Origin of the sequence: Prevotella sp. P4-119, assembly GCF_002251345.1 — a bacterium.
GTDB lineage: Bacteria > Bacteroidota > Bacteroidia > Bacteroidales > Bacteroidaceae > Prevotella.
Genome location: NZ_NPJB01000105.1, coordinates 1 through 4,637, shown reverse-complemented (window position 1 = coordinate 4,637; position 4,637 = coordinate 1). Strand labels below are relative to the sequence as shown.

At 37.9% G+C, this 4,637-nt stretch carries 4 protein-coding genes and 1 pseudogene; all 5 read right to left on the bottom strand.

From position 1 onward, the window contains the following. Nucleotides 1-362: pseudogene (locus CIK89_RS13020) on the bottom strand (hypothetical protein); the annotation flags it as partial. A 277-nt stretch (nt 363-639) separates the two neighbouring features. Next, entirely contained in the window at nt 640-1,056 is a 417-nt protein-coding gene (locus CIK89_RS13015; protein ID WP_094391788.1) for a hypothetical protein, read from the bottom strand. Between the two features lie 26 nt (nt 1,057-1,082). Further along, complete coding sequence (locus tag CIK89_RS13010; protein WP_094391787.1) at nt 1,083-1,802, bottom strand: hypothetical protein; 720 nt, start codon at nt 1,800-1,802, stop codon at nt 1,083-1,085. Further along, complete coding sequence (locus CIK89_RS13005) at nt 1,795-2,694, bottom strand: hypothetical protein (protein ID WP_144007424.1); 900 nt, start codon at nt 2,692-2,694, stop codon at nt 1,795-1,797. The genes CIK89_RS13010 and CIK89_RS13005 overlap by 8 nt, the downstream gene beginning before the upstream one ends. A 940-nt stretch (nt 2,695-3,634) precedes the next feature. Then, nucleotides 3,635-4,480: a hypothetical protein gene (locus tag CIK89_RS13000; RefSeq protein WP_144007423.1), complete on the bottom strand. Its 846-nt coding sequence runs from the start codon at nt 4,478-4,480 to the stop codon at nt 3,635-3,637. Between the last annotated feature and the right edge of the window lie 157 nt (nt 4,481-4,637).

Genomic DNA, 4,637 nt, shown 5'->3' with positions numbered 1-4,637 from the left:
TTGAACGTAGGATAGATAGTCCCGTCTGGTTTTCTATTCACGTTGATATACCGTCCCACAAACACGTGTGGGTTACGCTTTACCGGCCATAACGCCTTTGCCACATGCTCCACGAAGAGGTAATGATCCTCTGCATCACGCGTGATCGTACCGCAGAGATACCTGCCCAAAGGCAATCTCCCTGGCTGTTGCGTCATCAGTTTGAGGTCAATCCCCAATTCCGTATGGGGATAGGCCGACGTATGCTCGCGGTAAGCGCAAGCAAATGGTGAATCACCCTGTAGCATGTCGTTGACTACGCTACCGATAATCTGTGGCTCGTGCGATGAAGCAGAACCGTTCTCGACAATCTTTTTTGTCATTGTTTTTTAATTAAAAAAAGTATTGTCTCACACTACGCAGGATCATATAGACAATGTAATTCATGTCCTACGCTCGGAGCCGTGTTTCGTTTTTGACCGCTGACTGAAATCTATAAAAGAATGCAGCAGAAACTCCGAATTAGAAATTTCTGCTGCAAAGATATAATGGCTTGATGGAATTATTCTTATACCTTACCTATACCCTACCTATACCTTATGATAAAAAAAAGAGCACCCTGCTACAGCAAGATGCTCATATACGTATCTATTATTATCGTTATTTCTTAAATCTACATAACTGATTGAATTTGTTTTTAAGTTCATCAAAGATTCTAAGTTGGTTGTCTATATCTATCCCACTATTCATTGAGCTGGAAAGACTATTATCATAATTTTCAAGATTTACATTAAAAAGCTTACCAACCCATGTAAAGAACTCCTTTTTTGTAGGTCTTCCCCCTGTGGCATTTGCCACCTTGCCACATTCATACCAGGCATTCATCACCCGGATAAGGTCTATTATTTTTGCATCGTTTGAGAGGTGTATAGGACTGTTGATACCCGAATTATCGCCTAATCCGGTTCCCTTTGGGGTTGCTTCACCTTGATAATTTACCGTAACGTCGCCATTCTGCGTACTACCTTCATTAAAAACGCAGCTACCTTCTGCATAATTGTTTGTTATCTGTGCCATTTTTTTATTGTTTGTATGTATGTCTTCTATTGTTTTTTATATAATGTATCACCATTCTGTGTGCTGCCAGGTCCAAAATTACAGCTATTAGCAAGATAATTGTTGTAAATATTAAGAGGCTTATGACTGTCTTTATTGATTTCGTCTATATGATTATTCAGCCTTTTCACTTCACCTTCGTAGATATGTCCCTTTTGGTAATCAATACGAGTTAATAGGATATACAGCGTTTTGCATAGCTCATTATCACCACTACTTATCGCTTCAGAAACTAAATCACGAACGCCATTATTGCCTTCAGGCAATACTTTCATCTGCGTATTAACCGTATCAGAGTAGTTGGTCTGCGTCACAAAGTATCCTTGTTGCTCATTCCATTCTTCACTTTTTCTAAATTCACTAAACACGATTTTTAAATCCTGCCTGTGTGCCATAAGTCTTTTTAAAAGCTCATCTTTCAATGGCGAACTATTTGAATTCCAATCTTCAGCTGAGATTATATAAATGAGCACAGCCCCTACTATCAAGTCTTCTCTTTTTGTCATATTAGAAAACAAATAACCCAACAGTAATTCTGGTCGTTTGCTTTCTGACAGTTTATGTTTTATGCCCAATGCCGTCATCCACACGTTGACGGGAGAAGGTGTATGCCACATTTTTTCAAATCCACATAAGGCATTATGCAAAGCACAGAAAAGATTGTCTTCAAGACAGATGTTCAATAGGTCTATGTCATTCTTACTCATACACAAGTTTTATAGTGTTTAAAAATTCTACAATCTGTTGATATTTGGAATTGAACAGATCTTTCTTGTCAATATCATGCAATACCCCGTTTGGAATGTCTTCATATACAGGATTTTTCACTCCAATTTTTCTAATTTCTGAACCTTTCGGCTTAATAAGAATAGGCCTACCACTTGCAGCACATGCTTTGATAGCGTTTAGCAACCAAACATCCCCTTCTTGAAGCACAACACTTTCTTTATTCTGACCCTTAAGTAGCAAAGTCGGTTCACTATTGGTACGTCGTGCCAAATCAGACATATATTCTCCTACCATATCAGAAATGACAGGAAGATTGGGATAAGGAAAAGGAAATTGCACAAGTTCTATACCTTTTGATTGCATTGAGGTGTTCACAACTTGCCAAAACTCCGAGGTGTGATATTTAGGTTTTATATCAAGCGTTAGGCGATACTGCTGCAAGGCTTTTTGAAGAGTTGCTTCGAGAACATCCGTTAATTGAGGATGCTTGCCAAATGCCGAAGTTATTCCTTTCTGTTCCACGGCAATAACCTGTCTGTCTTTACGATTATCAATCACGACAAGACACGAAGGATGGTTTATTTCCTTCAATATTCTAAAGCGGTCTTCTCTCTCTACAGGTTTATGTGTATTGTTAGCAATACGGAACACGTAAATACCACCTTCTTTGATATATACCTCATGTTCATATTCTGCTCCGTCGAATTCAAATTTGAGTTTTTCTTTATTAGTGAGAATATCATCTGTTATTTCTTGCTTTTTATCTAAAGACTGATGCACATCTATCTCGCTAAATTCCTCAAAAGGCAGAGCAAGCTGATTCTCCATTATTGGCCGGTACATATATGTAAAGATTTGAAACTTTGCCATATATTTATATTTTTAATAGGTTGTGGAATTGTGGTGACTTACTTGAGTTTTGGAAATGCGCATAGTTAACGCCGTTTTGCCAATTAAGGCTGGCCGACGAACATTCTACACATTCGCCGTTCAAAGAATACCTACAGAAGATTGCTTTTTTTATCTTCATTTTTTTAGTTTTTGGGATTGAAAAATGTTATTCCCTATCCACAAATGGAATCAGGAGGGTTAATATTCTCGATTGTTTTAGGTTTCTCGTCCATGATATTATGGACGAGACTCTAATGATATATACGTATAGCAAATAGTGTGCCAAAATTGTTGAAAATTTATCTTTTCTGCTCAATACTGAAATTTTGTCACATCTATTTTCGCTCGTGTCAGTCATGCCTTTTCTGATGTCCTATGTGTATTCCGTGGATAACAAAAATTTCCGGATCACCAACATACAAAAAGAAGAGGCGGTATTCACATACAACCTCTTCAGCCCTTCATAAAAATCCTTATTTGATTTATTTTTTCAGTTGCAAATATACGAATAAAACCGATACCCTCCAAATTTTTCCGTATATTTTTCTCTTTTTATTCGTTAAATTAAAATTTTTATTTAATTTTGTCGCAGAGTTGCTAAATTGGTTGGCTCGCATACGGGCTGCCAGTTTTCACGATGCACTCCGCGTCTGGAGGGTATGCCCTGCCAGACATTTCTATATCTTATAGAACAAGAACCTGACCCCTGTTTTCCGGACTACACGGATTCTATTTGAAGATTCTTCTCAAGATTTTCGTTAAGATGTCGAGCATCCCCGATGCGATTCCCCAAAATTCGTCCCCAGAAGCAACGTACTGTTGCGTATTTTCAGCCAGGATTTTATTTAAAGATTCTCGTTGATTATGTTATTGGTCAGCCTTCCGACCTCCAACTTCATCACCCTGTTATCTAATCTTCCTATTTATATTTGAAGCCTTCCACATATTTAACATCAAGTTCTTCTGCAAGTACTTTGTTTTGAGAAGAAAAATTTCCTGCTGCCACCAAAAGCACCTCAATCTCATAGCCTTTACATTCTATTTTCCTCAGCGCGTCCATGACAGCATTATATTTCACGCATTGAAAGACACCACGACAAATATCTTGGTCTGGAGCAATGCTTGGTTTAACTTCTATAGCAACATGTTTGCCGTCAGAAAGTTCAAAGTAAACATCAAGGCTATCTCCTGAAGGCAGGGGATGTTCTGTCTCTGCAAAAACAACATCTTTATAGTTTAGACATTCAGGATGCTGACAGATATATTTTTTCAAGGCTTTATGTTCTTCTCCCTCCCCACCACGACCACAATGAGGATTTTTGATTACTTTAAGTTGCTCTTCTGTAAATGGGGCAGCTTCTTTCAGATTTAATTCCTTCAATACCCAATCCCAATAAGGGAAATTGATTGCATTGCTATCAAGTCCTTCCACAAATACACGTTTCCCATTATCGTCTAAGCTGTTGTATTTTTTACTAACGTATCCAAAACCATCTGAAGGAAGCATCGTCTTGGCGTTCTTACAAAGGGAATTGAGCGGTGGTATATCGCGTTTTGTCATGCGACTTAATTCTTCAAGCACATTTTGCACACAACCTAAAGCATAACCAATACCTGAGAATTTTTGCTTGCCTATTGCATGAATCAAATCGTCATAAGTATGCTCTTTGTGACCAGTCTTAGCCCAATGTATCATAATAGGCAACATTAAACGGACATTGCGTCTTGTTGCCTCTGTACTAATAACGTTATCTATTATATCCATATTAAACTAATAAATTAAAGGGTACAGGTTTTTGTTTCTTTACATTGCAAATGTACGAATAAAACCGATACCCTCCAAGTTTTTTCTGTTTTTAGTAGAACAGAACCCCGTCCCCTATTTCTCCAGTCTGCAATTCCGTTAAAATTTTACCACTCGT

What these genes read in the sequence shown, in the direction of transcription:
- CIK89_RS13015 (WP_094391788.1), bottom strand. Translation starts at nt 1,056, where the DNA reads ATGGCACAGATAACAAACAATTATGCAGAAGGTAGCTGCGTTTTTAAT.
- CIK89_RS13010 (WP_094391787.1), bottom strand. Translation starts at nt 1,802, where the DNA reads ATGAGTAAGAATGACATAGACCTATTGAACATCTGTCTTGAAGACAAT.
- CIK89_RS13005 (WP_144007424.1), bottom strand. Translation starts at nt 2,694, where the DNA reads ATGGCAAAGTTTCAAATCTTTACATATATGTACCGGCCAATAATGGAG.
- CIK89_RS13000 (WP_144007423.1), bottom strand. Translation starts at nt 4,480, where the DNA reads ATGGATATAATAGATAACGTTATTAGTACAGAGGCAACAAGACGCAAT.